Source organism: Vibrio sp. Vb1729 (genome assembly GCF_033338655.1).
Lineage (GTDB): Bacteria > Pseudomonadota > Gammaproteobacteria > Enterobacterales > Vibrionaceae > Vibrio > Vibrio alginolyticus.
The window spans coordinates 321,447-347,961 of the sequence record NZ_JAWOTB010000033.1 but is presented as its reverse complement, the minus strand read 5'-3'; the positions used below and the strand labels follow the sequence as shown (position 1 = coordinate 347,961).

Genomic DNA, 26,515 nt, shown 5'->3' with positions numbered 1-26,515 from the left:
TCAGCCATTAAAGGTGAGCCATCTCGTCCCACTCGTCATCTGTTAGCAGCTTGTTCAAATCCACAAGGATAAGAAGCTTGCCGTCACGGTTGCTCACACCCTGGATGAACTTCGCACTCTCGTCGGTACCAACTGAAGGCGTCGTATCAATTTCAGAAGAACGCAGATAAACGACTTCTGCCACGCTATCTACTAAGATACCAATCACTTGACGCTCTGACTCGATCACAATAATACGAGTGTTGTCGGTGACTTCGCCTTCCATCAGGCCAAAACGTGAACGTGTATCGATAACAGTAACTACATTACCGCGTAGGTTGATGATACCAAGTACATAATCTGGTGCACCTGGAACAGGGGCAATTTCAGTATAACGAAGTACTTCACGAACTTGCATTACGTTGATGCCGTACGTTTCTTCTTCTAGCTGGAACGTCACCCACTGAAGAACTTCGTCATTCGATGCATCTTTCTTCACTTCTACTTCAAAAGCTTGAGACATAGTTAATCCTCGTTAATGTCGTTCCCGACTTAAATCTAATTCAGTGATTTGACATCTAAACCGGCGTTTAGCATGTCAATGAGCGCCTGGACATGAATTAAGGCACACATTTTTTCTTTTACCATGCCCGCTAGCCAAGGGCGTTTACCCGCCTGCTCACGCCAGCGAACCTTGTCGATATTAAGCGTTTCAGTCCCCATTAATTGGTTACTGGCCAACCCCCACATGCTCTCACCAAGCATGACGACATATTGGTAGTTATCTTTATAGCTATCATCACGAAGCTTATCTGCCATCACCCATTTCGCGGTATCGACGACATCAAACTGTTGCTCGCGATTTGTTTGTAGCCCCAAATACCAGGCGGGTTTTCCTATCAAATGGTTAAGCTCGCTAATGCGATGAATACCACCTAACTCATCAAGAGGTACAGCAAACGTGACACCATTCACATCAAAGTAAAGAACTTGGAAGTCCTCACTTCGCTTCGTGCTTTCCCAGACCGTTGGTATATCGGAATCTGCTTGTGTTTCGAGTTCAGTATCGACGTTCGATTCTATATTGATACTTTGTTCGATCACTGCGTGAGGTTCATCCACCTCTGGTTGCGCTTCCTCAAAAACTGGCTCATCAATCACCCAGTCCTGTATTTCCTCAACACCCTGAAGCTCAGGCACCTCACTAAAGGTTTGTACCTCAGGCTCAGCCGCTTTTATCTCTGCTGCAATATCAATCGTATTTTGTTCAAGAATACTATCAATATCCAACTCAGCCACTGGGTTGCTTGCTTCAAGCTGACTTAATAGCCTTTGAACATCTTCCAGGTTTGGAGCTTCCAACTCTGGCGGATATGTTTCTTGAAACTGGTACGTTTCTGGCTCCGAGTATTGTAGCTGTAATTCTGGCTCTGGCTCTGGCTCTGGCTCTGGCTCTGGCTCTGGCTCTGGCTCTGGCTCTGGCTCTGGCTCTGGCTCTGGCTCTGCAGATGATACCTCTTGAGCCAACAGGTCAAGGTCTTCCTCAAGAGTCGTTATTTCAGTTTCATCATCCAGTAATGCATTAAAGTAGTCATCAAGTGCTTGTTCACTGGACAGCACATCATTACTGCTCATCGAACGCCAACCTCTCCAGGTAAATCAGTAGCTGTTTATAGGCAAACACACCACGGCTACCAGATGCAAAATGCGAAGCTGGCAAGTGCTTTAAACTGGCATCGCGGAACTTAGTATCAATAGGCACCGCTGAGGTCCACACTTGATTTGGGTAATCTTTTTTCAGTTGCATCAATGTCTGCAATGACGCTTTCGTGCGCTTATCGTACATGGTTGGGACGATAGTCACTTTGAAACCGCCCGGGCGAGATTTTTGCATAATGGTTAGCGTACGCATCATGCGCTCTAGACCTTTCATCGCCAAAAACTCTGTTTGAACAGGAATCAAAATTCGGTCACTGGCTGCCAACGCGTTCACCATCATCACGCCAAGGATTGGCGGACAATCAATCAACACATAGTCATAGTCTTGTGAGACAGTTTGCAGCGCCCGTTTTAATATTAATCCCATACCACTGCGATTACCCATTACGCGATCAAGCGTGGCAAGGGACATATGCGCGGGAATGATATCCATTCCTTCCAGCTCTGTTTCTAAAATCAACGGTTTAACCGTCTCACGAGAAAACGTCTTCAACTGGAATAAATCAAATAGGCTCGAAGTTACTGCATCAGGATCATAACCGAGATAAGTAGTCAGTGAGGCGTGAGGATCAGTATCAACCATCAATACTCGATGGCCTTTCTGGCTCAATAAGCCCGCCAATGTCACTGTTGAGGTGGTTTTACCCACGCCTCCTTTCTGGTTTGCTACACTCCAAACAATCATGATGAATCCTAAGCTAGGCCAACTTCCACCAACATGCGTTCAGCAATGCGGTCAAGCGGTAAATCTTCTGAAGAAATGCCTGCTTTAGCAACCGCTTGGGGCATGCCATAAACAACACAACTTTCTTCATCTTGTGCCCAAATAGTTGAGCCTGAAGACTTCAACATGCGAGCGCCCTCACGACCGTCTGCACCCATGCCTGTCAACACTAAAGAGAGCACTTTGTCGCCATATACTTTTGCGGCAGAACCAAAAGTCACATCCACACATGGTTTGTAGTTCATGCGGTCGCCGCCATCAATAATGCGAAGACGAGCAGCGCCCGCTCGTCCATCCACCATCATTTGTTTCCCACCTGGTGCAAGGTATGCCACACCGGGCTGTAACACATCGCCATCTTGTGCTTCTTTCACTTGAATCTTGCACAAGGTGTTCAAACGACTGGCAAACGCAGCAGTAAACGTTGCTGGCATGTGTTGAATCAATACAATCGGATGCGGATAGTTCATCGGCAAACGCGTCAGAATTTTTTGTAGAGCAACGGGGCCACCTGTTGATGTGCCAATTGCCGTCAGTTGATACTTCTTACCAGAAGCACGGTACTTTGTCGCAGCAGGTCGAGTTGGTGTTGGAGTCACAGGTGAAGCCGTTCTTGAACCTAATGATCGAGTAGTCGTGCTGGTACTCGCTGTTGGGCGAGCGATAGGTCGACGCATGAAAGCGCGCTTCGAGGCAATCTGAATCACACGCTGTTGAAGTAATGACACCGCTTCTTCACGGTTACGCGCAATGTCCTCAAACTTTTTCGGTAAGAAGTCCAATGCGCCCGCATCTAGCGCATCAAGCGTAGCTTTCGCCCCGTCGTGGGTCAGGGACGAAAACATTAGAATTGGCGTTGGAGCAGCGGCCATTATTTCACGTACAGCTGTAATGCCATCCATCACTGGCATTTCAATATCCATCGTGATGACGTCAGGTTTGAGAGATTTGGCTTTCTCAACCGCCTCTCTACCATTTACCGCAACGTCAATCACTTCTAGGCGCGATTCTGAGTTGATGATTTCGCTCACGCGACGTCGGAAAAAACTCGAATCATCAACGACTAGTACTTTAATCGCCATCTTATTCCTTTTAATAACGTCAGCTTTGCTTAAAGGCGTGAAGCCGCAGCGTATCGCTTAAGTAAATCAGGCACATCTAGAATTAATGCAATGTGGCCATCGCTAGTAATTGTCGCACCAGCCATACCTGGAGTGCCCTGTAATAGATTATCGAGTGGCTTAATAACCACTTCTTCTTGACCAATAAGCGTATCCACAACAAAACCAACGCGTTGGTTACCAATCTGTACAATCACCACGTGACCGTGACCAGTACGCTCTTGGACGTTTTGCGATTTGGATGCTAACCAGTTTTGTAAGTAAAATAGCGGGATAGATTTCTCACGTACAATGATCGTCAGCTGACCATCTACCACGTTTGTACGGCTAAGATCTAAGTGGAAAATTTCACTCACCGAAGCCAGTGGTAGAGCAAACGGATGACCGCCAACACCAACCATCAGAGTCGGTAAAATCGCTAACGTTAGTGGTACTTTGATCGTAATCTTAGTGCCCTTGCCTAGCTCAGAATCGATATCGATTGAACCGTTTAAGGTATTGATCGCCGTCTTAACCACGTCCATACCCACACCACGACCAGAGATGTCAGAAATTTTATCTTTACTTGAGAAACCAGGTGCGAAGATAAGGTTGAAGCACTCTTTATCTGTTAAACGTGCCGCCGCATCTTCATCCATCATGCCACGCTTCACCGCGATGCCACGCAGTTTGTTCGGGTCCATACCGCCACCATCATCTACGATGGATAGTTCAATATGGTCCCCTTCTTGCGATGCTGACAAAATCACTTTACCTGTGCGTGATTTGCCGGCCTTCGCGCGTGCGTCTGGCATTTCAATACCGTGATCAACCGAGTTACGTACCAAGTGAATCAACGGATCGGCCAATGCTTCTACAAGGTTCTTATCGAGATCGGTTTCTTCACCGCGCATTTCTAGCACGATGTCTTTATTTAGGTTACGAGCCAAGTCACGGACAACGCGCGGGAAACGGCCAAACACTTTCTTAATTGGCTGCATACGCGTTTTCATTACCGCGCCTTGTAGATCCGCAGTTACCACATCAAGGTTAGCGACCGCTTTGGACATCTCTTCGTTGTCGCTATTCAAACCAAGGCTTAATAGGCGGTTTCGAACCAATACGAGCTCACCCACCATGTTCATGATGGTATCAAGCGTCGAGGTATCAACACGAACGGTTGCTTCAGCCTGAGGTTTTTTAACCGCTGGTGCTTTAGCTTCTTCTTTTACGGCGACTGGTTTAGATTCTGGCTTTGGTGCTGGCGCTGTTTGAACGGGTGCTGGCTTAGCAACAGGCTCAGGTTTCGCAGGGCTTTGCTCTACGTTTGCTGAAGCAGGCTTCGTTGCCATATCCAATTCTTCTAGCGTTGGACCTTTACCTGAACCATGTAGCTCATCGAGTAACTTTTCGAACTCTTCGTCCGTCATTAAGTCACTGTCTTGATTTGATGAAGATGACACTGGAGCGGAAGGCTCTGCCGCTTTAGGTGGCTCTACTGGTACGGATGCAGATGCAGCAGCCTCTGCCGTAGAAGGGCTTTTTCCTACACCGTGCAGTTCATCGAGTAAACGTTCAAACTCATCATCAGTGATATCACCACTTTCAACTGATGGCGCACTCGATTGAGGCGGTTCAGATGGCGTTGTAGATGTCGCAGACATTGAGGCGCCTGGCGCTGAACCTTTACCATGAAGCTCATCAAGTAGCTTTTCGAATTCGTCTTGGGTAATTTCATCAACAGAGCCGACACTTGATGGTGCTGACGGCGCAGCAGGTTCTTCGATGATAGGCTCGGGAATAATAGGCTCTGGAGTAGCCACTGGTTCTTCAACTACGGTTGCCGCTACTTCATCTTCTGACTCAGGTTTGCATAGACGATGAAGTTCTTCAAGAAGCTCAGGGTCCGCAGCTTCTAACGGCTCACGATCTTGAACAGCCTGGAACTGGGTATTAACCGTATCCAAGGCTTTTAGCATCGTATCCATTAAGTTTTGCGTTACCGTGCGTTGACCGTTTCGTAAAACGTCGAACACGTTCTCCGCACCATGACAAGTATCGACTAGCTCTGCCAATGAAAGGAAGCCGGCACCGCCTTTTACGGTATGAAACCCGCGGAAAATAGCATTAAGTAAGTCTTTGTCTTCTGGGTTATTTTCCAATTCAACCAACTGCTCAGAAAGCAGCTCGAGAATTTCCCCAGCCTCAATGAGAAAGTCCTGAAGAATATCTTCGTCTAAATCGTAGCTCATACGTTACCTTTAAAATCCAAGACTGGACAACAAGTCATCGACTTCGTCCTGCGATGAAACCGCATCTTCTCTCAGTTCTGGATGAAGAATCGGGCCTTCGGCTTCGCTTGTTTGTGTATTCTTTTTATCTGCCGGTTCTGACAAAACTTGAATATGTTCTTCAAGTTTATTTCCAGAGAATACGGTTAGGATTTCCACTAAGCGGCCTTCAACTTCATTAACCAACGTAATTACGCGGCGAATGATTTGGCCAGTTAGGTCTTGGAAGTCTTGCGCCATGAGAATTTCGGTCAATTGGCCGCGCAATTCAGTGCTGTCACCTTCGACTTGCACTAATAGCCCGTCGATTCGGTGACACAGTGCTTTAAATTCGCTTAATTCTATGCGCCCGTGCATGAGTTCATTCCATTGAGGACGAACTTTTAGAAGGCAATCATGCAGGTTATCAGCGATAGGAAGGCAGCAGTCGACCGCATCCATTGTTTTGTTGGCTGCAAGCTCTGTCTTCTCGATCACATAATTGAGACGATCCCTAGCGTTAGGGATTTCGTCTTTCGCAATTTCGGTCATGCGCTGATCGAGACTGAACTGCTTGAGTGATTCGTGAAGGTCTCGAGTTAACGCTCCAATTTCTTGCAGCATTGGGTTATCGGCACCTTCGTAGATCGAGGCAACAAGCATATTGGCTTGGTCTTGTTCCCCGTTTTCTAGCATTTGAACGAGTGACTTCGCCTGCTCTAGTGAGATCATTCTGAATAGACCCTTTTACGTTTAGTTCTTCTTATCACTTTGAAAACGCTAAACGAGTCATTTAATAGGTATTTAATAATTGGTATGAATGACTCGAATAACAAAGAGAAAGAGAGAGTTATAAACGCTCGAAAATTTTATCTAATTTTTCTTTTAATGTTGCAGCAGTAAATGGCTTAACAATGTAGCCGTTTACACCTGCTTGAGCAGCTTCAATGATCTGCTCACGCTTCGCTTCAGCCGTGATCATTAGAACTGGCAGATGCTTAAGTTCTGCATCCGCGCGGATGTGTTTAAGCAAATCGATGCCTTGCATACCTGGCATGTTCCAGTCAGTTACAACAAAATCGAAGTCACCTTTTTTCAGCATTGGTAATGCGGTTAAACCATCGTCCGCTTCTTGAGTGTTATTGAAACCCAAGTCACGAAGCAGGTTTTTAACAATACGGCGCATTGTTGAGAAATCATCAACAATAAGGATCTTCATGTTTTTATTCAAAATTGCCTCCACTGAATCGTAAAATCAGTGTTTTTAGTCATTTTGTGTCCACGCACTGAGCTTGGTACGTAAACGTTGCATCGCTTGACTCAGTATTTGACTTACGCGAGATTCGCTTACGCCTAACACATCGCCAATTTCTTTCAAATTGAGTTCTTCATCATAATAAAGCGAAAGAACCAAAGCTTCACGCTCTGGAAGCTGTTTTATTGATTCAACCAGTGCTTTTCGAAATGATTCATCAACTACCCCTTTGAATGGGTTGCTGTCATCGGTTTCATCCGCCGGTGAAATCACATCATCAGAAACGCCTAAATCTTCAATACCGACTAATTTTGAGCAGTTGATATCGGTAAGAGCACTATGATATTGATCCAGTGTCATACCGAGATGCGTGGCTACTTCAGAATCAGTAGGATCTCGATTTAATTCGCCTTCCAGCTCCGCAATCGCTTGGTTAATCTCTCGATTATTTTTATGAACAGAACGCGGTACCCAATCGCCTTTACGCATGTCATCTAACATTGCGCCACGAATACGGATACCTGCATAAGTTTCAAAGCTCGCACCTTTAGAACCATCATAATTCTGCTGAGCTTCGATAAGACCGATCATGCCGGCCTGAATTAAATCCTCTACCTGAACACTCGGCGGTAAACGGCCTAGTAGGTGGTGAGCAATGCGCTTAACCAACACTGAATAACGTTCAATGAACGCCTGCTGGCTATTAAATTTGCCATGTTGGTCATAGGTTATCGCTTTATTCACCAAAAGGGTCCTCTGCGAATTCGGTACGATTTAGCAACCTTTCCACAAAAAATTCCAAGTGTCCACTTGGTGTTTTCGGTAGTGGCCACGTCAACGCTTTGTTTGCTAGTGAGCTGATAGCTAAAGCGGCAGGCGAGCGTGGGAACGCATCAACGACAATTTTTTGTCTTTTTACAGCCTGTCGTACTTTATCATCTAATGGAATACATGCTACGAGTTCAAGGCTAACATTCAAGAATCGCTCTGTGACTAGTGTCAACTTTGCAAACAATTCTCGCCCTTCACGGTAGCTTCTGACCATATTTGCTACAACTTTAAAGCGTTGAACTTGGTGTTCTTTACTCAACAGCTTGATTAATGCATAGGCATCTGTGATTGACGTCGGTTCATCACACACAACTACAACCACATCTTGAGCTGCTCGCGAAAAACTGATTACCATGTCAGAGATACCAGCAGCGGTATCAATCAGCAGGACATCCATTTCGTCTTCAAGACTACCAAATGCTCGAATGAGTCCAGCATGCTGAGCGTGAGAAAGCTCTGTCATGCTCTGTGTGCCAGAAGTTGCAGGAATTATCTTTATACCATAAGGCCCTTCGACAATCGCATCTTTTAGCTCACATTCACCCGCTAAGACATGTCCTAGATTACGTTTTGCACGAATTCCGAGCATCACGTCCACATTGGCCAGACCTAAATCAGCGTCGAGAACCATCACCTTCTTGCCTTGGCGAGCCATACAAATCGCCAGACCCAGTGTTACGTTTGATTTCCCCACACCACCTTTGCCGCCAGTAACAGCAATCACTTTGGTCAACGATGGTTGTGTTAAGCGACGGAGGCCGCTTGCTTGATCGTGTATCATATTCTCAGTCATAGTAGTCCGCCGCCTTAGAGTCCTTCACTGTCACTGTTCCAAAAGTGAGGTTCGTTCTCTGTCGACTTCTCTAACAGTTCATTTGCTTTCGCAAGCATATATTTTGGTTGCGCTATCACAATGTCTTCTGGTACGCGCTGACCATTAGCGATGTAAGCTACTGGCATTGCGTTTTGAATCACTACACTGATGAATTCGCCTAGGCTTAATGACTCATCAAGCTTCGTCATAATACAACCCGAAAGTGGTATACGTCGGAAGTGATCCAGCGTTTCTTGTAGAACACGACGTTGTGCGGTAGCCGGCAAAACAAGGTAGCTGTGAATCACTTCCCCGCTCTCTTGCATTAGAGTGTCGAGCTGCTCGGAAAGCCTCACATCTCGTTGCCCCATCCCTGCCGTATCGACCAAAATCAGTCTTCTGTTTCTTAGCTGATATATAACATCGGCTAACTCGTTAGAATCTTTAGCAACTCTTACGGGACAACCCATAATTCTTCCGTAAATTGAGAGTTGCTCATGTGCACCTATGCGATATGTATCTGTTGTCACAAGGGCCACATTGTCGGCACCGTATTCCATGGCTGCGCGTGCTGCGAGTTTCGCTACGGTTGTTGTTTTCCCAACCCCCGTCGGACCCAACAATGCGACTACACCACCACGTTTTAAAATGTCCTGTTTAGGAATATTGATTTGATCCGCCACCAGCGACAATAACGCTTTCCACGCTCGCGCTGGCTTTGTATCTTCCGGGATATAACAGGCCATCTGGTCTGCTAACTCCGGAGAAACGCCCATTCGCTCTAAGCGCTTAATCAGCATTGCTCTTAGTGGCTCACGACGTTCTACTTCTTGCCACATCAGACCAGAAACTTGGTGCTCCAACAGACGACGAATTGACGTCATCTCTTCGCGCATGCTTTCTAGCTCATCGGCCGATTCGTCACGCTCATCACTTGGGCGACGTCGGTCATAGCGCGTCGGGTCCAGCTTGGGCGTCGGACGTTCAAATCGATTGTCCTGTGCGATTAGCTTCGCCAAAGGTGAATCTGGTTGATATGGCGCTGGCTTTTCTTGGTTGTAGCCGTCGCGATGCTTATTTTGGCGTTGCAGCAAAGCAGAGAGCGAATCTTCATTTTCCGCTACGTGGTCGTCAGCATCTGCTGCACCACCGCTATATTGCTTAAGCATATTAGCGAATCGCTGCGTCATTGAGCCTGTTTTTTCATTGTTACTGTTATTACTGTTCAGGCTAATTTTATCTTCATCTAAATGACGATCTTGGTAACGATCAGCAGAAGACGATGACATTTGACGATGTTCGTTATAGCGATTCGATTGAGAAGCACCGCGATTTTGCTGTGACGCTGCGCTTGCTTGAGACGGATTAGATTCACTATCTATCGCCGCAACAATCGCTACTCCACCAGCCACTTTCTTGTTTGACATGATCACCGCTTCCGCGCCTAACTCCTCTTTCACTTGGAGCAGCGCCGTTCTCATGTCTTTGGCAAAAAATCGCTTTATTTTCAAACTATGAATCCATTAATGATGCGTGAGATCAGTTACCCACGGCTTGCACAATTCTGATCTGTTTTTCATCCGGGATTTCTTGGTAAGACAGTACCCGGAGATTAGGTATTGTGTTCTTCACAAATTTCGCCAACGTCGAGCGTAATACGCCGGAAGTAAGCAGAACGGCAGGTTCGCCTTTCAGTTCTTGTTCCTGTGTCGCTTGGCTTAGTGAAGACTGCAATCGCTCAGCGAGTCCCGGTTCAATCCCCGCAGATTCGCCTCCTGATGCTTGCATAGTTTGATGCAATATTTGTTCCAGTTCGGGTATCAAAGTAATCACTGGTAACTCAGGCTCTATACCATTGATTTCTTGAACAATTAGACGTTTAAGACTAATTCGAACTGCTGCCGTCAATATGTCAGCTTCTTGACTCTTACTTGAGTACTCAGCCAAAGTTTGAACAATCGTGCGAATATCGCGGATTGGAATGGCCTCGTTTAACAAGTTTTGTAGGACTTTCACCACCACACCTAATGGTAATTGGTCAGGAACAAAGTTCTCGACCAACTTAGGCGCGCTGCGTCCCAACATTTCTAATAAATTCTCTACTTCTTCATGACCAATTAGCTGTGATGCGTTGTTGGTCAATAGCTGGCTTAGGTGCGTCGCTAATACCGTTGATGAATCAACAACCGTATAACCCAGAGCCTGCGCGTGCTCACGCTGATCTTCTCGGATCCATACGGCTTCCAGTCCAAAAGCAGGGTCAATGGTTGGCTCACCATCAATCATGCCATACACCTGACCTGGGTTAATCGCTAGCTCTTGATCCGGACGAATCTCTGCTTCGCCCACCGCAACCCCCATCAATGTAATTCGGTAACTGTTTGGGGTCAGCTCAAGATTGTCACGAATATGAACCGCTGGAATTAGGAACCCAAAATCTTGCGATAACTTTTTACGCACGCCTTTTACGCGCTCTAACAGTTCCCCACCTTGGTCTCTGTCCACCAAAGGGATTAAGCGATAACCGACTTCCAAGCCAATAATATCGACTGGCTGGACGTCATCCCAAGACAGTTCGCGCTGTGAGGAAGGTTCTGCACCTTCGTCTGCTGTTGCTGGTAAAGCGGGCTCTTTCGCTTTCTGCTTCTGCCGTTTGTCGATGAAATATGCCGCTGCACCGGCCGCGACTGCCAGGCTCAAAAACGCAAAGTGTGGCATGCCCGGTACGATGCCCATCACACCAAGAATAGCCGCAGTAATCATCAGCGCTTTTGGGTTGTCGAACATCTGGAAGACCAGTTGTTCACCCATGTCTTCATCGGTGTTTTGGCGTGTCACCATCATTGCCGCTGCAATCGACAGCAATAGCGATGGGATTTGTGCGACCAAACCATCACCGATTGTCAGTAAGGTATAGATTTCAATCGCTTCACCGAAACCCAATCCATACTGCGCCATACCGATCGACAGACCGCCGACGATGTTGATAAACAGAATCAAAATACCGGCAATCGCGTCCCCTTTTACGAACTTCGAGGCACCATCCATCGAGCCATAGAAATCCGCTTCTTTGGTCACTTCAAAACGACGAACTCTTGCCTGCTCTTGGTCTATCAATCCGGCATTCAAGTCCGCATCAATCGCCATTTGCTTACCCGGCAACGCATCAAGCGTAAAGCGAGCACTTACCTCAGAGATACGACCCGCACCTTTGGTCACCACCATAAAGTTGATGATCATTAAGATGAGGAAAACCACTAGGCCGACCGCGTAGTTACCACCAATAACGACGTTACCGAACGCCTCAATTACGTTACCTGCCGCATTACCGCCTTCATGACCATGCAGTAAGACGACACGAGTCGAGGCAACGTTCAAAGCCAAGCGGAGCAACGTGGCGATCAGCAATACCGTTGGAAAAGCAGCGAAGTCCAAAGGGCGACGTGTGTAAACGGTCACTAACAACACCACCATCGACAGCGCGATGTTAAAGGTGAAGAACATATCCAGCAAAAATGCTGGAATCGGCAGTACCACCATCGCTAGGGTGGCCAAAACCATCACCGGAGCACCAATAGCTGGCATTTCACGTTGAGGGATTCGTGGCAATTTATCTGCAAACGGCAGGCTTAACTTCATACTGCGAGAGATCTCAATCGATTGAAGCGTCACGTAAGCTCTTACTATTAATACGCGACCGCTTTAGCCTAAAAGTTTAGGTAGGGTTGATAATTAAAGCGTTTTAAGCAATCTATGTACCATAATTAGCGCCAAAATAATGACTAAACACTCAAATAGAGCTTAGCTTTTGATCAAACGAGCTTTTTTAAGGCTTTACCGCTTTTCGTATCAATGGCGGTGTTCGGGTGGGATTGGCAAATCATAATCTTGAATTTTCGGGCGCTGTCCACCTCGTTTTCGGTATTGCTTCAATTGGAATACAAATGCCAAAACCTGAGCGACGGCAGTAAATAACCCATCGGGGATCTCTTGCTCGAGCTCTGTCGTGTGGTACAACGCACGAGCCAAAGGTGGTGCGGGCACAATCGTAATGTCATGTTCGCGGGCGACTTCTCGAATCTTCATCGCCATGTGGTCAGTACCTTTAGCGATCACGACTGGCGCACGGTCTGTCTTCTGTTTATAACGAAGCGCTACCGAGAAGTGCTCTGGGTTAGTAACAATAACATCAGCTTGAGGAACGTCCGCCATCATTCGACGTTGAGCCGCTTCCCTTTGCAACATACGAATACGGCCTTTCACTTCCGGCTTACCTTCAGTCTCTTTGTATTCGTCTTTGACTTCTTGCTTGGTCATTTTTAACTGATCGGCGTGCTGCCAAATTTGAAATGGAATATCGATGGCAACCACAATCAATAGCGAGCAACTGATCAGCAAAATAAAGTTCAGCAAAATATCTAAAGCATGGAAGATGTTTTGCGGATACACATCCATGCTCAATTGAATCAGATCGGCCTGTGATGCTTGGATCAAATAGATGGCGACACCAGTGACCAGAACCACTTTAAGGATTGATTTGATCAACTCTACCCAGCTTTGCATTCCAACCATTCGCTTTAAGCCGCTAAGCGGATTCATTTTCGACAGCTTGGGCATGGCCGCTTGGGCAGAAAAACTGATTCCTCCCACACCTGCTGCTCCAATCATGGCGGCGGTAAACAATGTCGCTAACACCAAAAATAGTGGGAACAACAAATCACTCATCGCGCCCAAAGCGATATCAAACAGTTTTGCAGTATCGAAAATCTCTTCTCGTTGAAGATCAAATAAACGGCTCATGATGGAAAACAATGAACGTGCTAACGCCTCGCCAAACCACATCAATGAAATGGCGCCAACGATCAGCACAGATGCTGATGCAAGCTCTTTAGATCGAGCGACCTGCCCCTTTTCTCTGGCTTGTTGTAACCGTCGGGGCGTGGCTTCTTCGGTGCGTTCCTGACCGTCTGATTCTGCCAAATCTTAGCACTCCAAGCGAATAAGCCGACAAATCTGCGCCTCACCCACTGTCCAGAACATTTCATAATGACTGTATAGACCAGCCAGTATGTACCAACAAAGTAATAGACCCACCATCAAAGCAAAAGCAAAACCAAGCGAGAAGATATTCAGCTGTGGTGCGGCACGGGTCATTACACCAAACGACAAGTTAATGGTCAGTAGCGCAATAATGCCAGATAGAGACATACTCAGTGCCGTTTGGAACATAATACCAAGCCAGCCTGCCATTTCACGGAAATCAACCGCGTTTAGAGAGCCGGAGCCAATCGGCAAAGTTTTAAAACTGAATACCACCAATTGCAGCATTTTTAAGTGTCCATCGGTGGCAAGGAAAAACATTGTCGTTAAGAACATGAATAACTGACCAAGCAATGGCGTGTTCTGACCATTTGCGGGATCAACCATAGAAGCAAAGCCCAAACTTGATTGCATACCCAATATTTGACCAAGTAGGACAAAGGTTTGAATCATAAATTGAGTAACCATACCCATCGCTATGCCGATGATCATTTGCTCGGCAATGGTCATGAAGCCACGAAACGAGAGTAGCTCAATGTCTTGAGGTACGGCGGGGATAGCTGGCATGACAGCGAAAGTGATGGCTAAACCGAGGTAAAGGCGGATTCTTGGCGAAACAAATCGGGCCCCGGTTACTGTCATCACCATCAACATGGATGAGATACGAACATAGGGCCAGAAGTAGTTTGCGATCCAATCTAAGACAACGCTAGTGGGGTACTCCATAGGCGCCTCTAATAAAGCACCTGAGGTAAGCGTTCAATCAAGCCATAGAAATATTCCATCAACATTTGCGTCATCCAATGCCCAAACAGCATCAGGGCCAAAAGCGTGACAATCAAACGCGGTAAGAAGCTCAATGTTTGTTCGTTGATGGATGTCGCAGCTTGAAAAATCGCAACTACAAGGCCGATAAGCAAGCTTGGGATGATAATAGCGCAGACCATGATAAGCACCATCCAAAGTGCTTCACGGAAAAGCTCGACAAACATTTCTGGTGTCATGTCTTATCCTCTATCTGCGCTTAACTAAAGGGCAAAGCTGCCCGCGAGTGTCGAGAGTATCAAGTTCCAACCATCGACCAATACGAACAACATCAACTTGAACGGCAACGAAACAATCATTGGTGACAACATCATCATACCCATTGCCATCAGTACCGAAGCGACTACAAGGTCAATAATCAAAAACGGCAAGAAGAGCATAAAGCCAATTTGGAATGCAGTTTTTAGCTCTGAGGTGATAAAAGCCGGAATCAACACCGCCATCGACACATCTTCTGGATTCTCGACTTGCTCTCCTGACATGGTTACGAACGTCTCCAAATCTTTGATTCGGGTCTGCTTAAGCATAAATGCTTTCATTGGCGCTTGTGCAGCATCAAACGCTTCTCGCGCCGTAACTTGCTCGTTCAAATAAGGCTGAACAGCTTTGTCGTTGATTTCGTTCAGGACAGGAGACATAACAAAAAAGGTCAAAAACAGCGCAATACCAATAATAACCTGATTAGAAGGCGTTTGTTGCAAACCCATTGCCTGACGCAATATCGACATCACCACCACAATTCGAGTGAACGAGGTCATCAGAATCACCATGGCAGGCAAGAAGCCAAGCATGGTCATTAACGCTAAAATTTGTAGTGTAACCGAGTAGTCTTCACTGCCATCAGGGTTCGTGGTCATGGTGAATGCTGGAATACCACCGCCACTAGAAACGGACATAGCACGGCTAGCACCAGTATCACTTTGCATAGCCTGAACTGTAACACCACTTCCATCGGCTAAGTTATCTGGCAGCGCTGACTCCTCTGCTTCAGCAAAGGTAAATGAAGAAAACAGCACGCCGACAAAAAGTAACAACGTACTCAGGAGCAAACGAATTGGATTACCCTTTGTCATGTTTTTTGATCAGCTGGCTAAATTGAGTCGCAAAAGCATTGGTCGCCAACTCTTCCTCTTTCAGTGGCTTATCTAACTTGGCTAAAGTTTGGATCGATTGGCTAGTAATCCCAACCAAAAACTGTTCTTCACCCACTTGAACTACTGCGATTCTTTCTTTTGTACCCACTGGCAACTGACTCACTATACGCAAGCCCTTTTGTTGTCCCATCGCTGGCACTTGCATACGTTTCAGCAACCAAGCCAGCAAAAGAATCACGCCGATTACAAGCACAAGCGAGCCAAGTGTCGTCGCAAGATCCAGATTATTTGGTGCGGCAGCAAATGCATAAGGAGCACTTAGCATTAAGCTCAGTGCTCCAGTGATTTGCTTCAATCGCATTTTGATTGAACGACTCATCTTAACGCAGCTTCTTAATTCGTTCAGTTTGGCTGATCACATCCGTCAAACGGATACCAAACTTATCGTTGACGACCACGACTTCGCCGTGAGCAATCAAAGTACCGTTAACCAATACGTCGAGCGACTCACCGGCTAGACGATCCAACTCAACAACCGAACCTTGGTTAAGCTGCAACAGGTTCCGAATGCTAATTTGAGAACGACCGACTTCCATCGAAATCGTCACCGGGATATCCATAATAGTGTCGAGTTTACGACGCTCATCTTCGCTAATTGGGCTTGAAGTGTCTTTTAGCTCTTCCAGTGGCGCAGCCAATACTTCATCTACGTCTACAGAAGGGGCAGACGGGTCTTCGCCAAGAGCGGCTGCCCATTCGTCTGCTAGCTTTTGATCGTCACTTGGTTCCATTTTTCTATCCTGTGTTACGCCTTACTCATGCCATAGCATGTCTATTTAATAAGGTATCTTAATGGTCTATATCGTCTTCACTCTCAAGCTCGGACATGATGTCTTTACCTAAGAAAGCTAAATCTGTTTTGACGACATGTGGGCGCTCAATTTCCTCAGAAATTTGCACCGCTAATTTGTCTTCCGAACGACCCATTTTTACGCGATAGGTCGGTAGGTCTTCTACAAACATCGTCGCATGTTCTGGCATTTCAATCGGGATGATATCGCCAGGTTGCAGCTCCATGAGGTCACGCAAAGAAATGTCTTTTTCGAGCAAGTTCACGCGGAAGTTAACCGGACAATCCATGATCTCTTCACGTAGTGCTGAGCTCCAGCGAACGTCCGTTTCCATCTTGTCGGACTGAACACCTGCATCCAATAGTTCACGGATAGGCTCAACCATGGAGTAAGGCATAACGACATGAAAATCGCCGCCACCGCCGTCAACTTCTATATGGAAGGAACTCACGACAATCACTTCTGTCGGGCTGACAATGTTTGCCATACTTGGGTTTACTTCAGAGTCGAGATATTCGAACTCTACCCCCATCACTGGCGACCACGCTTCTTTATAATCTTCAAATACAATTTTCAGTAACAACTGAATGATGCGGCGTTCCGTTGGGGTAAATTCACGGCCTTCGATTTTGGCGTGGAATCGACCATCACCGCCAAAGAAGTTTTCTACCAGAATAAAGACTAAACGAGCCTCCATGGTGATCAACGCAGTGCCTTTTAACGGACGAAAACGCACCATGTTCAAACTGGTTGGCACGTACAATGTGTTCTGGTATTCACCAAACTTCATCATCTGCACGCCATTGATCGACACCTCTGCCGTTTTACGCAGCATATTAAACAGACTAATACGCATGTGCCGTGCAAAGCGCTCGTTGATAAGTTCGAGCGTCGGCATTCGACCACGTACGATCCTGTCTTGCGACGAGAAATCAAAATTGACGGCACCCTCAGTGTCGTTTTCTATCGGTTCATCGACGTCATCAACATCGTCAACCCCATGCAATAGCGCATCAATTTCGTCTTGGCTTAATAGATCGGTCACGTTTTACCTATTGAATAACAAAATCTGTAAACAGTACTTTTTCAATCACTGGCTTACCGACCGCAGCATTCAGCGCTGCTTTGATATCTTCGGAAGCACGATCGCGCAATTCCACTCGTCCTGTAGGAGAGCGCAATTGATCAACCGTCGCGGAAGCAAACGTTGATAGCATAGAGCTTTCAATCAGTGGCGAATGATACCGCGCCAACTCTTCATTTTCTGCACCGCGAACCATTAACTGCGCTTTAATTTGAACCAACCTATCGCGGCTATCCCCAGTAACGTTAAATACAAATGCCTGAGGAAGATTCACATACGCGATGGGCGCAGCATCCGATGCCTTCACTTGAGCCTGTTGAGACGATTCAGCCTGAGCAGGTTCATCAGAGCCCATTAGAAAAAATGCCGCTGCCCCGCCACCAAGTAGTAATACTACAACAGCGATGATGATGATAAGTAACTTGCTTTTTCCTTTCGGCGCATCGGCCCCTTGTAACTGTTCTTCTGCCATTCTTGTCTCTTATTGTTCTTTTGAGTTACCAAGACGTTTTAGTGAGTTGCTTGGTAACCGTATGCCATTGCCGTTAAACGGCCTTTTATGCGTAAAAACTAATTCCATCACGCTTTGAAGCGACATTCAAATCCAGATTGACATCAGATTCAAAACCCTCTTCGGACTGTCCAGAAAAACCGCCACTTTGCGCGCTTTGACCATGTTGTTCAGCAGTATACCTACCTTGCTGTTGCCCGCTGTTTTGTTGCTGGACGGAAGAATCAGCCAGCTGCATACCTTGTTGCGCTAGCATTTCTCTCAAACGAGGGAGCGTCTGTTCAATAATGTCACGAGCTTGCGGGTTGTTCACTGTAAAATGTACATTGGCAACGTCGTTATTCATGGTCATACGAATTTGCATACGACCTAACTCTGGTGGATCAAGACGAATATCGAGATTTTTCAGATTCTTCGACATCATCATTTGCACTTTTTCCGCAACTTGCTCGTTGGCTAGCTCTTTAGTTAGTTGCAACGGAAGCTGAGCTTGTTGTGCAGCATCAATACGCGCTTGTTGCTGCACATTAATTCCTTGCTGACCTGCCATAGCCTGAAGTTGTCCAGCGAAGCCATGTTGGAGGTCCGGCTTATCTTGTTTATCCGCAGTCGCCTTTAGCGCACCAGTCTCCAATGCTGCGTTCATCACTTTCTGGCTAATCTCTCCGTCTTTCACACCTTGAAGCGACGTCGGCACTTGCGCGGCTATCAACGTATCAGGCGTTGGAGATAATGCGACTTTTTCTCCACTATGAGCAGTTTGTGGCTGGGGTACTTGAGCCGCTGTATGCTGGATTTGCTGAGACACTGCCATAGGTCCAGCCTGGCGAGTTAAATTATGTTGTACTTGTTGCTCTGCGAGAATCTGTTTAATGTCATTAGGGAGCGCAACAAATTGGGCAAGGTCTTGATCAGGAATATCCGCCGAGATCCTTCCTTGTTTCAACCCTTCAATGATCTGAGCTTCTTGCTGAGTCAGTGGTTTTCCTTGCGCCAACTTAGTATCTATAACTTCAAGTTCATCCAAGGATACTCGTGGAAGCGCGTCGATGTTGGAACCATCAACATCTGTTAACAACGGCGACAGATCATTAGCTACTTCACCACTGACTGCGCTCTTAGTCGTCGGATGGCTGGCTTGTTTCGCTAGCTCTTGCCAAGCAGCAAACTCAGACGAGAGTTTGTCGACATCGATAGGTTGACCATTCTTATCTAAAATTGGCTCTAAGTCTTGCCCTGGGATCAGCTGTGCTTGTTCAAGAGAATGAACTGATGGCGTTTCATTCAAAGCCAGCTCATCAAGGTTTGTCGAAACGGTTGCTTGCTCGTGGAACGAATGCACTAAATTCGCGCTCTGAGGCAAAACTTTGCCACTATTGATGGATGCATTACTCGCATTCAGGGTTTGATTCGCTTGTTCAATTCGGCCAAGAAGCTGTTGTCCTTCGCCCATAGTGCTTTTTACGTCCATTGTATTTGATGGGTTGCTCGTATCGATTGATGTTGATTTCACTTTTTCAATAGCTTCAACATCATTCTCCAAAGGTGTGCTGTTACCCGCCTTTTGTAAACTTGCTTCTTCACTTAAGGTTGCATTCGGTTTGTTTGCTGATATTTCATCAAAACCATGGGTCTCGTCACTGACGGATTCTTGGCTTTCTTGCGCCAACAATTCGTCCGAGACGTTAGCAGAAGAAGTACTGCCTACATCCGCTCTTTCTTTTTCTTCAACCACTGTCGATTCTGTTGCTACTTTTTCGGGCTTTTGTTTACCAGCAAACGCATCGGTTAACGTTTCTAAAAATCCCTTGCTCTCAGTGCTCTCTGCGGACGCTTTAGCGGACACATCAGAAACTGGCGTCTTGGTAGTCGCAGATACATGGGACAAATTCACACTCATTTAGAAACTCTCGTTCTCGTGGCTCTGAGCGTATCGCTGACAGACAGCAATACTGGCGGCAAACAAAGGTCAAAAAGACCCGACACTGACAGCTAAAATGCAAAAATCACACCACAATATTGAGTCAATTCTCGGTAAGCTAATAGATGGCATGTTTATGGAACAAACATCAACAGTACTATCCGAGAACCTGGTTCCTAACATGATGTACAGCTACTTGATTGACTTTGAAAAACGATAAGCGTAAACAGACATTTGACTTAACAATTAAGGAATCACTTTGAAGATCACAGAATTACGCCAATATAGAATCAGAGCAGGCAAAACAGAACAGTGGCTAAGTTGGATGAAGGAAGAACTGTTGCCCTATCAACGCTCACAAGGCATGCGTGTACTGAATACTTACGTCCACACTGGTGATGATGGACATGACTATTTTGTTTGGCTTAGAGAGTTCGACAATGAACAAGCACGCCAGGCTCTCTACGAAAAAACATACAACGAGTGGTGGGTTCGCGAGATTCGACCGAAGGTGTTTGAGTTAATTGAACAAGACTCAATCAAAGTTACCTTACTTGAATCGGTAGAGATGTAGTCAGCTGCAACACCGTAATGCAATATCGAACCGATAACGTTTAGAAACGATGTGGTTTTCGACTGTAAAGTAAGGTGGAAAACTCGTCCATTTGCTTTTGTTCGCGCTTAGCTTCAGCAAGTTGTTTCTCTTTTTCGCGTTTGTCTATCATCCACTCATAGGATTTGCGTTCTTTACGCACGGTTAACCAATATTCTTTACAGTTTTCAACCTGCTCTTTGAAATGACTTTCTGCTTGCTTTTGCTTAGATAAAGTTTCATCTAGCTGGGTAAGGAATCGATTTAAGTGTCCATATTGACTTGCCGTTAGGCCCGCCTGACCACGGTCGACGAGTTGCTGGCAATAATCAAGCCGATACTTTTCAATTTGTTCAACCTGACGGTAATAATCTTCGAGTTCAGAACGCGCTTTGTTCAGTGCAAGCACAGCTTGGTCTTCACGATCCTTAGTTTGCTCAAGTAGAAACTCCATCGCATTATTCATGCGCTATCACCCACCCAAAATGTTTCTAAGCATATTGACGCACATATCGTATGGCACCGATTCTTTCATGCTCTGCTGCAAGTATTCGTCTAACTTCGGTTTCAAAGTAAATGCGCCATCAATAGCAGGATCGGTACCCGGTTTGTACGCTCCAATCGAGACCAAATCTTGATTCTTGCGACAAATAGACAAGACCTGTCGCACCGCTTTTGACATCAAAACGTGCTCTTCAGTCGTGATTTGCGGCATAACACGGCTCACCGACTTCTCGACATCAATCGCCGGATAATGGCCTGCATCCGCCATTTCACGAGAAAGTACAATATGGCCATCAAGAATGGCTCGCGATGCGTCCGCTATCGGATCTTGCAAATCATCCCCTTCGGTCAACACGGTAAAGAACGCCGTAATCGAGCCTTGTTCGGCACTTCCATTACCCGCTCGCTCAACCAGCGCTGGCAGCTTGGCAAATACAGAAGGCGGGTAGCCTTTCGTCGCTGGCGGCTCACCAACAGAAAGTGCGATTTCACGCTGTGCTTGTGCAAAACGAGTCAACGAGTCCATCAATAGCAGAACATCTAACCCTTGGTCCCGGAAGTATTCAGCAATCGTTAATGCCGTTTGGCACCCCTTTAAGCGCATTAGAGGTGAAGCATCGGCAGGCGCCGCGACCACCACTGAGCGGCGACGACCGTCCTCACCCAAGATCTCTTCGATGAACTCTTTAACTTCACGTCCACGCTCACCTATCAGGCCGACGACCACAACCTGTGCGGTGGTGCCTCGCGTCATCATGCCAAGCGTGACCGATTTACCCACACCAGAACCTGCAAACAGACCGATACGCTGACCTTTACCAACCGTCAACAAACCATTGATGGCTTTTAGGCCAACATCGAGCGGTTCAGAAATTGGCTTTCGAGCCAACGGGTTGATTGGTTCGGCATTAAAAGAGGCACGGTGATCGGTATACAAAGGGCCAAGTCCATCAAGTGGATTCCCAACCCCGTCTATCACGCGCCCAAGTAACTCCATGCCGACAGGCAAACCAGCGTCACTGGTTAAAGGGGTGACTCTCGCGCCAGGTAAAATGCCCGTAATTTGTTCGCTTGGCATTAAAAATAGGTTGTCACCTGAAAAGCCGACAACCTCGGCTTCCATCTGACCTGACATGGTTTCCACTAAGCATAAACTGCCAATTGGTGCGCGACAGCCGGTCGCTTCCAACGTTAACCCAACCACACGCACCAGTTTGCCAGAGGCGACAGGACGCGTCGTAAGGCCTTCAACTTTGTAGCTTTTTAAGCGGTCAGAGAGTGCTTGCATGGATTACTCGCCCTCTTGATGACGGTTTGCGCCACAAAAGCTGTGCAATACGCTTTTGACGCGTTCTTCCATGCGATAATTAATGCTTGATTCACCGGCTTCAATCTGGACGTCACCTCGATTGAGCGATGGCTCAGCAACTAACGTCCAGTTGCGACAATTAAGGTCTTCTTCACCATAAGCTGAACGAATAATCGCGACATCTTCTGGATTCAGGTGCAAGGTAATAGGGTGGCCTGATATTGGTAGCGCTTCAACCGACTGCTTCACTGTATCTAAAATAATTTGAGGGTTGGTTTGTACTTCAACGTGCACCACTTCTTTAACTAAACAGAGCACCATATCCACCAGCTGCTTTTCAACCTGAGCATTCATCAACTCCAAAGGTTGAGCAAACTGATTGGCCAAGTTCATAAAAGTTTCAACTTGCTGCTGAATGTATTCTTGCCCTGCAGTTACCCCTTCAGCTTTTCCGAGCTCGAGACCTTCAGCATGGCCGGCTTGCAACCCTTCTTCTTTACCTTTGTCGTAACCTTGCTTAAAGCCAGCTTCCTGACCTTGATGTAAGCCTTCTTGATAAGCACCTTGCTTAATCAGTTCAATTTGCTCTTCGGTTAGCGCAAGTGGCTGCTCTTCTTCAGGCTCATCAAAATTCGGCACCCATCCCGGGTCATAGTTGAACGCGGTTTGTTTTGCTTGTTTGGCTTTAGGCTCGCCATAATCAGGCAGCCCCCAACGTTGAGGTTCGATCATCGAATCATCTTCATCAGGACGGATAAATCCACGTTTTCTATCGCCAGCCATGGGTTACCTATTGTGTGTTCGATTAAGAAGTGAGGGTGCTCCGCAATAGGATAATTGCGAAGCAATAGAAATTATAAGAATTCGTCAGCACCGCCAGATAGCATAAGCTCACCAGCATCCGCCATTCGACGGGCAATTGCTAAGATTTCTTTCTGAGCGGCTTCTACATCTGCCACTCGTACTGGCGGCATCGCTTCTATGTCATCACGCATCATATCAGCAGCACGTTTAGACATATTCTTGAAGACTTTCTCACGTAACGAGTCATCTGCACCTTTGAGTGCTTTTTGCAACACGTCTTGTGGTACGTCACGCAGCAACTTCTGAATACCTTGGTCGTCCACCTCGACTAAGTTTTCGAAGACAAACATTAGGTCTTGGATTTGCGTCGCCATGTCTTCGTCCTGATCGCGAATTTGCTCCATCAACAAACCTTCGACGTTGTTGTCTAGGTAGTTCATGATCTCCGCTGCTGCTTTCAGGCCGCCAATTTTGGCTGCTTGTGCACCCGCTTGACCCGCGAACTGTTTCTCCATGATTTCGTTCAGCTCTGCCAATGCTGATGGCTGAACTTCTTCAAGGTTGGCAATACGCATCATCAGATCCAAACGCACGCGCTCAGGGAACTGAGACAAAATCTCTGCAGATTGGTCTGCTTCTAAATAAGACAATACGATAGTTTGAATCTGTGGGTGTTCATTGACAATAATGCTCGCCACTTGGCGTGGGTCCATCCATTTCAAAGAATCCAAACCCTTTGAGCCCGTACCAAGTAGGATCTGGTCAACTAAGTTGTTGGCTTTGTCTTCACCAAGAGCGGCAACCAGTGCATTACGCATAAAGTCTTCGCTGCCCATACCAATGTTGGTGTATTTCTGGATATCCTCCAAAAACGCACGATGAACAGCAGATACCTTGTCTTGGCTGAGATCCTTCGCGCGAGCCATCGCACTACCAACACGCTGAACCTGTTTTGGTTCTAGGTGACGGATAATGCCAGCTGCATCTTGTTCATTAAGACTCAATAGCAAAATTGCCGCTTTTTCTTCGCCAGTAATGGTTGAAACATCCAGCTCTACTGGCATTCCCGCAGCGTTATCATCTTGAGATACGATATCGTTAGCCATTGTCATTCATCCAGTTTTTCACTACTTGAGCAGCCAGTTCAGGTTCATTCGCAACCAGAGCGCGAACCGCTTTCAATACATCTTCATCTTTATGAAGGTTTGGCAAATCAATACTTGAGCCAAACTCGAACAGTTCGCTGCTTTCGATGTCACTGCCAATCAAGCTAGTTTCACCATCCGCACCAATCGGCAAGCCGTCTGGTCCGTACATTTCGTCTTCATCATCGCTGGTAGGGTTAAGCAATTTCTTCATTGCTGGGCGAACCAGAACCAACACAACCACAATAATCACTAATGCACTTGCGAACCAACGAACCCAATCACTGAAGTTAGGGTGCTCCCAAATTGGTGGTTCTTCTAGCTGCTCAGCCTCTGGCTCAGCAAACTTTACACTCAATACATTCAGCAAATCGCCACGGCCTTGATCAAAGCCAACGGTACCAATTAATACTTGGCGAATGGCATTGATTTCAGATTCGGACATTGGGGTATAAGTCACTTCACCCGTATCAGGGTTAACTTGACGACGGTCTTTAATCGCAACAGAAACGGTCTGACGAGCCACCGTCCCGGTCTGCTTTCGCTCGTGGCTGATGGTGGTATCTAGCTCAAAGTTACGCGTGGACTCTTTACGAACTGACCCCTGCCCCATGACAGAACCATCTTTCATTTGAGCCACATCTTGCGGAATAGAGGCATCCGCTGGAGGCTGATTACTCAACGCACCCGGAATACCCGCTACCATGTTACCGTTATTGTAATCTTCGAGTGCGTACTCACTGCGGGTCGCAGGGGTGTTTGGATCAAAACGTTTGCGAGTTTGTTCAACCGCACTGAAATCCATTTGGATATCAACCTGCGCCGTATAGTTGCCATAACCTAAAATGGGTAATAGTACGGAATCAATTTTTTCGCGCAGCGCTTGCTCTTGGCTGCGTTCTAATTCTTGTTCTTTGCGTCGCGCCGCAGAAGCAGGATCTTGGGAGCCTGAGCTGAGTAAGCGGCCATGCTGATCTGTGACGGTAATTCGAGAAGTTTTCATTCCCGGCACGGCACTCGCTACCATGTCGACAATAGAATCCACTTCTTGCTGCTTAAGGTTAGTGCCTGTCGACAATGTCAAAAATACCGACGCAGACGCTTCTTGGTTATGACGCACAAACACGCTGTGCTTTGGCAGTGCCAATAACACTCGTGCTTTGCGAACTTGCTTCATCTCTTCAATTGCTTGAGCTAATTGGCGCTCTCGACTGAGTTTCAGACGCTCTTGCTCAAGACGTTGTGAAACACCAAAGCCCATGTCTTGCAGCAAAATATCATCGCCTGCTTCTGTAGCTTGGTTAACGCCGGAACGAACCATGCCAAGTTTGATCGAGTTGTACTCACTCGATTCAACAGAAACAGTATTGCCATCAAGCTTATAATTGATTTTCTGCTGGTCCAGATAATCCAGAACGGGGATCAATTCTTCGGTCTCATACGCACCAAGTGGGCGCATTTCCGGTTCTTTGACCCAAAAGAACAGCATCACGATCAATGCAACACAGATGGATATCGACAGCACAAGCACAACCTGACGAAGTAAATCGAGGTCGCCCACTGCCATATCGAATTTTGACGCACTGCGCTCCTCTAGATCTGGATTTTGACTCTCCACATCCACATCGGAACTTGCTACCAGTGCACCATCTGAGCCGCCTTCAGTGACGGTTAAATCTGTAGACTTGTCTGCCACACTTATTACCTAAATTACACTGGCATGTTCATGAGGTCTTTATATGCCTCAACGAGTTTATTGCGAATTTGAACCGTCGCATCAAAAGCGACACTAGACTTGTTACGAGCGATCATAACGTCAGAAAGGGATACATCGGCATCACCACGATCAAAACGGGTTTGTAAATCACCAGATGCTTTTTGAAGTGTGTTTACGTTATTGATGGCTTTAGTTAGGAGATCGTTAAAATCTGCTCCAACTTTCGCCCCACTTGCAGTAGGAGCCGTATTGGTTGCTTCTACCATCATGGCGCGCATTTCTGCCTGAATACCATCAATTTTCATTAGCACCTCTAAGCCAAAAGATTGACTATTAACAAAACTGATTATTGACACAGCAATTAACGTGCCATAAGACATTAGCAATCAATTTACTTACACTTTTCGTCTTATGGCTGTTGTCTGT

General features: G+C 46.5%; 27 protein-coding genes. 1 reads left to right on the top strand and 26 read right to left on the bottom strand.

Going from position 1 to position 26,515, the window contains the following annotated elements; genetic code table 11:
* Positions 1-7: 7 nt before the first annotated feature.
* The 20 genes from R7E29_RS16280 to R7E29_RS16185 all read right to left on the bottom strand — a co-directional run bounded on the left by R7E29_RS16280 (position 8) and on the right by R7E29_RS16185 (position 19,997).
* Entirely contained in the window at positions 8-502 is a 495-nt protein-coding gene (locus tag R7E29_RS16280) for a chemotaxis protein CheW (RefSeq protein WP_005380507.1), read from the bottom strand.
* 35 nt (positions 503-537) lie between these two features.
* Positions 538-1,614, bottom strand: coding sequence for a chemotaxis protein CheW (locus R7E29_RS16275; protein ID WP_017635946.1), 1,077 nt, complete (start codon positions 1,612-1,614; stop codon positions 538-540).
* Positions 1,604-2,383 carry a ParA family protein gene (locus R7E29_RS16270; RefSeq protein ID WP_005380505.1) on the bottom strand — a complete coding sequence of 260 codons (780 nt, stop codon included), beginning with the start codon at positions 2,381-2,383 and terminating at the stop codon, positions 1,604-1,606. Before R7E29_RS16270 ends, R7E29_RS16275 begins: the two co-directional genes overlap by 11 nt.
* 8 nt (positions 2,384-2,391) lie before the next feature.
* Positions 2,392-3,504 carry a chemotaxis response regulator protein-glutamate methylesterase gene (locus R7E29_RS16265; RefSeq protein WP_005380504.1) on the bottom strand — a complete coding sequence of 371 codons (1,113 nt, stop codon included), beginning with the start codon at positions 3,502-3,504 and terminating at the stop codon, positions 2,392-2,394.
* A 29-nt stretch (positions 3,505-3,533) separates the two neighbouring features.
* A complete protein-coding gene (locus R7E29_RS16260; RefSeq protein WP_017635948.1) occupies positions 3,534-5,774 on the bottom strand; it encodes a chemotaxis protein CheA in 2,241 nt (746 codons plus the stop codon).
* 9 nt (positions 5,775-5,783) lie between these two features.
* Positions 5,784-6,524 (bottom strand): protein phosphatase CheZ, encoded by a 741-nt coding sequence (locus tag R7E29_RS16255; RefSeq protein WP_005380502.1) that lies wholly within the window; start codon positions 6,522-6,524, stop codon positions 5,784-5,786.
* Between the two features lie 118 nt (positions 6,525-6,642).
* The gene (cheY, locus tag R7E29_RS16250) at positions 6,643-7,011 is read right to left on the bottom strand and encodes a chemotaxis response regulator CheY (RefSeq protein ID WP_017635949.1); all 369 of its coding nucleotides are present in this window, start codon (positions 7,009-7,011) and stop codon (positions 6,643-6,645) included.
* 45 nt (positions 7,012-7,056) lie between these two features.
* Positions 7,057-7,791, bottom strand: coding sequence for an RNA polymerase sigma factor FliA (locus R7E29_RS16245; protein WP_005380499.1), 735 nt, complete (start codon positions 7,789-7,791; stop codon positions 7,057-7,059).
* Positions 7,784-8,671, bottom strand: a complete 888-nt coding sequence (locus R7E29_RS16240) for a MinD/ParA family protein (protein WP_005380498.1) — start codon at positions 8,669-8,671, stop codon at positions 7,784-7,786. The genes R7E29_RS16245 and R7E29_RS16240 overlap by 8 nt, the downstream gene beginning before the upstream one ends.
* 14 nt (positions 8,672-8,685) lie before the next feature.
* A complete protein-coding gene (gene flhF, locus R7E29_RS16235) occupies positions 8,686-10,203 on the bottom strand; it encodes a flagellar biosynthesis protein FlhF (protein WP_033907111.1) in 1,518 nt (505 codons plus the stop codon).
* A 28-nt stretch (positions 10,204-10,231) separates the two neighbouring features.
* Positions 10,232-12,331, bottom strand: a complete 2,100-nt coding sequence (flhA, locus tag R7E29_RS16230; RefSeq protein WP_054576339.1) for a flagellar biosynthesis protein FlhA — start codon at positions 12,329-12,331, stop codon at positions 10,232-10,234.
* 210 nt (positions 12,332-12,541) lie between these two features.
* On the bottom strand, positions 12,542-13,672 hold the full coding sequence (flhB, locus tag R7E29_RS16225) for a flagellar biosynthesis protein FlhB (protein WP_005380490.1): 1,131 nt from the start codon (positions 13,670-13,672) through the stop codon (positions 12,542-12,544).
* A 3-nt stretch (positions 13,673-13,675) separates the two neighbouring features.
* A complete protein-coding gene (gene fliR, locus R7E29_RS16220; protein ID WP_005384463.1) occupies positions 13,676-14,458 on the bottom strand; it encodes a flagellar biosynthetic protein FliR in 783 nt (260 codons plus the stop codon).
* A gap of 8 nt (positions 14,459-14,466) precedes the next feature.
* Positions 14,467-14,736: a flagellar biosynthesis protein FliQ gene (gene fliQ / locus R7E29_RS16215; protein WP_005380488.1), complete on the bottom strand. Its 270-nt coding sequence runs from the start codon at positions 14,734-14,736 to the stop codon at positions 14,467-14,469.
* A 24-nt stretch (positions 14,737-14,760) separates the two neighbouring features.
* Positions 14,761-15,630 (bottom strand): flagellar type III secretion system pore protein FliP, encoded by an 870-nt coding sequence (gene fliP, locus R7E29_RS16210; protein WP_005394311.1) that lies wholly within the window; start codon positions 15,628-15,630, stop codon positions 14,761-14,763.
* Complete coding sequence (gene fliO / locus R7E29_RS16205) at positions 15,617-16,030, bottom strand: flagellar biosynthetic protein FliO (protein WP_005380480.1); 414 nt, start codon at positions 16,028-16,030, stop codon at positions 15,617-15,619. Before fliO ends, fliP begins: the two co-directional genes overlap by 14 nt.
* A 1-nt stretch (position 16,031) precedes the next feature.
* On the bottom strand, positions 16,032-16,442 hold the full coding sequence (gene fliN, locus R7E29_RS16200; protein WP_005380479.1) for a flagellar motor switch protein FliN: 411 nt from the start codon (positions 16,440-16,442) through the stop codon (positions 16,032-16,034).
* Positions 16,443-16,500: 58 nt separating this feature from the next.
* Positions 16,501-17,547, bottom strand: a complete 1,047-nt coding sequence (fliM, locus tag R7E29_RS16195; protein ID WP_005380478.1) for a flagellar motor switch protein FliM — start codon at positions 17,545-17,547, stop codon at positions 16,501-16,503.
* A 7-nt stretch (positions 17,548-17,554) separates the two neighbouring features.
* Positions 17,555-18,058, bottom strand: coding sequence for a flagellar basal body-associated protein FliL (gene fliL / locus R7E29_RS16190; protein ID WP_005380477.1), 504 nt, complete (start codon positions 18,056-18,058; stop codon positions 17,555-17,557).
* 85 nt (positions 18,059-18,143) lie between these two features.
* Positions 18,144-19,997: a flagellar hook-length control protein FliK gene (locus R7E29_RS16185; RefSeq protein WP_054576276.1), complete on the bottom strand. Its 1,854-nt coding sequence runs from the start codon at positions 19,995-19,997 to the stop codon at positions 18,144-18,146.
* Positions 19,998-20,277: 280 nt separating this feature from the next.
* On the opposite strand from R7E29_RS16185, the gene R7E29_RS16180 reads away from it, so the two are divergent.
* The gene (locus R7E29_RS16180; RefSeq protein ID WP_005380475.1) at positions 20,278-20,592 is read left to right on the top strand and encodes an NIPSNAP family protein; all 315 of its coding nucleotides are present in this window, start codon (positions 20,278-20,280) and stop codon (positions 20,590-20,592) included.
* Between the two features lie 40 nt (positions 20,593-20,632).
* Here the strand turns inward: R7E29_RS16180 and fliJ are convergent, their stop codons facing one another.
* From fliJ to fliE, 6 genes are all read right to left on the bottom strand, one after another.
* Positions 20,633-21,076, bottom strand: coding sequence for a flagellar export protein FliJ (gene fliJ, locus R7E29_RS16175; protein ID WP_005380474.1), 444 nt, complete (start codon positions 21,074-21,076; stop codon positions 20,633-20,635).
* A 6-nt stretch (positions 21,077-21,082) separates the two neighbouring features.
* Positions 21,083-22,402 carry a flagellar protein export ATPase FliI gene (fliI, locus tag R7E29_RS16170; protein ID WP_213868024.1) on the bottom strand — a complete coding sequence of 440 codons (1,320 nt, stop codon included), beginning with the start codon at positions 22,400-22,402 and terminating at the stop codon, positions 21,083-21,085.
* A gap of 3 nt (positions 22,403-22,405) precedes the next feature.
* Positions 22,406-23,206: a flagellar assembly protein FliH gene (fliH, locus tag R7E29_RS16165; RefSeq protein WP_005394317.1), complete on the bottom strand. Its 801-nt coding sequence runs from the start codon at positions 23,204-23,206 to the stop codon at positions 22,406-22,408.
* A gap of 71 nt (positions 23,207-23,277) precedes the next feature.
* The gene (gene fliG / locus R7E29_RS16160; RefSeq protein ID WP_213906544.1) at positions 23,278-24,333 is read right to left on the bottom strand and encodes a flagellar motor switch protein FliG; all 1,056 of its coding nucleotides are present in this window, start codon (positions 24,331-24,333) and stop codon (positions 23,278-23,280) included.
* A complete protein-coding gene (gene fliF / locus R7E29_RS16155; RefSeq protein ID WP_005380462.1) occupies positions 24,326-26,068 on the bottom strand; it encodes a flagellar basal-body MS-ring/collar protein FliF in 1,743 nt (580 codons plus the stop codon). The genes fliG and fliF overlap by 8 nt, the downstream gene beginning before the upstream one ends.
* 14 nt (positions 26,069-26,082) lie before the next feature.
* Complete coding sequence (fliE, locus tag R7E29_RS16150; protein ID WP_005384482.1) at positions 26,083-26,394, bottom strand: flagellar hook-basal body complex protein FliE; 312 nt, start codon at positions 26,392-26,394, stop codon at positions 26,083-26,085.
* Positions 26,395-26,515 lie beyond the last annotated feature (121 nt).

Coding starts and splice junctions, on each gene's coding strand:
- R7E29_RS16265 (WP_005380504.1), bottom strand. CDS start 3,504: ATGGCGATTAAAGTACTAGTCGTTGATGATTCGAGTTTTTTCCGACGT.
- fliP (WP_005394311.1), bottom strand. CDS start 15,630: ATGACAAAGGGTAATCCAATTCGTTTGCTCCTGAGTACGTTGTTACTT.
- flhA (WP_054576339.1), bottom strand. CDS start 12,331: ATGAAGTTAAGCCTGCCGTTTGCAGATAAATTGCCACGAATCCCTCAA.
- R7E29_RS16255 (WP_005380502.1), bottom strand. CDS start 6,524: ATGATCTCACTAGAGCAGGCGAAGTCACTCGTTCAAATGCTAGAAAAC.
- fliE (WP_005384482.1), bottom strand. CDS start 26,394: ATGAAAATTGATGGTATTCAGGCAGAAATGCGCGCCATGATGGTAGAA.
- fliH (WP_005394317.1), bottom strand. CDS start 23,206: ATGGCTGGCGATAGAAAACGTGGATTTATCCGTCCTGATGAAGATGAT.
- R7E29_RS16185 (WP_054576276.1), bottom strand. CDS start 19,997: ATGAGTGTGAATTTGTCCCATGTATCTGCGACTACCAAGACGCCAGTT.
- R7E29_RS16275 (WP_017635946.1), bottom strand. CDS start 1,614: ATGAGCAGTAATGATGTGCTGTCCAGTGAACAAGCACTTGATGACTAC.
- fliL (WP_005380477.1), bottom strand. CDS start 18,058: ATGGCAGAAGAACAGTTACAAGGGGCCGATGCGCCGAAAGGAAAAAGC.
- fliG (WP_213906544.1), bottom strand. CDS start 24,333: ATGGCTAACGATATCGTATCTCAAGATGATAACGCTGCGGGAATGCCA.
- fliN (WP_005380479.1), bottom strand. CDS start 16,442: ATGGAACCAAGTGACGATCAAAAGCTAGCAGACGAATGGGCAGCCGCT.
- fliI (WP_213868024.1), bottom strand. CDS start 22,402: ATGCAAGCACTCTCTGACCGCTTAAAAAGCTACAAAGTTGAAGGCCTT.
- R7E29_RS16270 (WP_005380505.1), bottom strand. CDS start 2,383: ATGATTGTTTGGAGTGTAGCAAACCAGAAAGGAGGCGTGGGTAAAACC.
- fliR (WP_005384463.1), bottom strand. CDS start 14,458: ATGGAGTACCCCACTAGCGTTGTCTTAGATTGGATCGCAAACTACTTC.
- R7E29_RS16260 (WP_017635948.1), bottom strand. CDS start 5,774: ATGAGCTACGATTTAGACGAAGATATTCTTCAGGACTTTCTCATTGAG.
- cheY (WP_017635949.1), bottom strand. CDS start 7,011: ATGAAGATCCTTATTGTTGATGATTTCTCAACAATGCGCCGTATTGTT.
- fliQ (WP_005380488.1), bottom strand. CDS start 14,736: ATGACACCAGAAATGTTTGTCGAGCTTTTCCGTGAAGCACTTTGGATG.
- fliO (WP_005380480.1), bottom strand. CDS start 16,030: ATGAGTCGTTCAATCAAAATGCGATTGAAGCAAATCACTGGAGCACTG.
- fliJ (WP_005380474.1), bottom strand. CDS start 21,076: ATGAATAATGCGATGGAGTTTCTACTTGAGCAAACTAAGGATCGTGAA.
- R7E29_RS16240 (WP_005380498.1), bottom strand. CDS start 8,671: ATGACTGAGAATATGATACACGATCAAGCAAGCGGCCTCCGTCGCTTA.
- R7E29_RS16280 (WP_005380507.1), bottom strand. CDS start 502: ATGTCTCAAGCTTTTGAAGTAGAAGTGAAGAAAGATGCATCGAATGAC.